This is a genomic window from Microcystis sp. LEGE 00066 (assembly GCF_015207925.1).
GTDB classification, from domain to species: Bacteria; Cyanobacteriota; Cyanobacteriia; order Cyanobacteriales; family Microcystaceae; genus Microcystis; species Microcystis ichthyoblabe_A.
Genome location: NZ_JADEVX010000347.1, coordinates 1 through 1589, shown reverse-complemented (window position 1 = coordinate 1589; position 1589 = coordinate 1). Strand labels below are relative to the sequence as shown.

Sequence of the window (1589 nt, the reverse complement as noted above, 5' to 3'; positions counted from 1 at the left end):
GTGTGGGGTGTGGGGAAGTGGGAAGAATAAATAAAAATAATCTCCTGACTCCTATCTCCAGCAATCCTGAATCCTATCTCCAGCAATCCTATCTCCTGACTCCAGCAATCCTATTTCCTGAAGTCTTTTATTATCAAATAATTATCCAAATGCGTATATTTATTAGTACGGGTGAGGTATCGGGTGATTTACAGGCAGCGATGCTGATTGAATCCCTTTTTAAACTAGCTAAAACCCTGGAAATTGAGTTAGAAATTTTTGCCCTAGGTGGCGATCGCATGGAGTTAGCCGGAGCAAAAATGTTGGGTAAAACCACTCGACTGGCTGCTATGGGATTAATTGAATCTATCCCCTTTATTTGGCCAACCTTACAACTACAAAAACGAGCAAAAGAGTTTTTTAGAGATCATCCCCCTGATATCATTATTTTAATTGATTATGTGGGGGCAAATGTGGCGATCGGTCAGTCGGCTAAAAAAATTATTCCCGATGTCCCAATTATTTATTATATTGCCCCACAGGTGTGGATTTGGTCAGAAGAAAATATACCCTCAGCTAAACTAAGAGCCACAGCAGAAAAGTTATTTAATACGGAAAAATTAATCGCCATCACGGATAAATTATTAGCAATTTTTCCTGCCGAAGCTCGTTTTTTTGAAACAAAAGGTTTACCAGTAACTTGGGTGGGACATCCCTTAGTTGATCGTATGGCTAATGCTCCCAATCGGCAAGAAATGCGGCAAAAATGGGCAATAAAACCCGAAGAAACAGTGATCGCTTTGTTACCCGCTTCCCGTCAACAGGAGTTTAAATATCTCGTGCCGACGGTGTGCGCTGCTGCCCAAAAATTACAGGAAAAAATACCCGATATTAAGTTTTTAATTCCCGTTCCCTTAGCTTTATACGAACCAAAAATGCGAGAATTAGTAGCGGAATATGGATTAAATGCGGTGATTATGGAACGAGATCAGACTTTAGAAGCAATTGCCGCAGCCGATCTGGCTGTGGCTAAGTCTGGTACAGTTAATCTCGAAATTGCTTTGTTAAACGTGCCGCAGGTGGTGGTTTACCGTTTAAGTGCAGTTACTGCTTGGATTGCCCGCAATATTATGAAGCTTTCTGTACCATTTGTCTCACCGGTAAATTTAGTTTTAATGCGAGAAGTTGTTCCCGAATTATTACAAGAGGAAGCTAACCCAGAGAGAATTATGGAGGAATGTCTAGATTTATTATTAAATCAGCAACGTCGCCAAAAAATGTTAGATGAATACGCAGAAACCACAGCCGGTTTAGGAACAGTAGGCAGTTGCGATCGAGTGGCACAAGAGGTGTTTAAAATAGGCCTTTGTTAGGGTTAGGAGCCGGTCGTCAGGAGACAGGATTCAGGAGACAGGAGACAGCTTTTTTCTCCCCGCTCCCCAATTCATAATTCATAATTCATAATTCCTACACCCTACACCCCACGGCTGCATCCAACATTTGCAGAAATATCGACAATCAGCAATTATCAGTAACTCTGAAATTGGTACAAAAATATGAACAATCGCGTGTAAGCATCCCACCGAAAAGCTAATGCGCGGGGGGTTTGG

The 1589-nt window shown here is 41.6% G+C and carries 1 protein-coding gene; it reads left to right on the top strand.

The features are described 5' to 3' along the window. The first annotated feature begins 149 nt into the window (after nt 1-149). Nucleotides 150-1352, top strand: a complete 1203-nt coding sequence (gene lpxB / locus IQ224_RS23380) for a lipid-A-disaccharide synthase (protein WP_084990125.1) — start codon at nt 150-152, stop codon at nt 1350-1352. Nucleotides 1353-1589: the final 237 nt, after the last annotated feature.

Bases quoted from the DNA above. Each gene is read 5' to 3' on its own strand.
- lpxB (WP_084990125.1), top strand. From the start codon at position 150: ATGCGTATATTTATTAGTACGGGTGAGGTATCGGGTGATTTACAGGCA.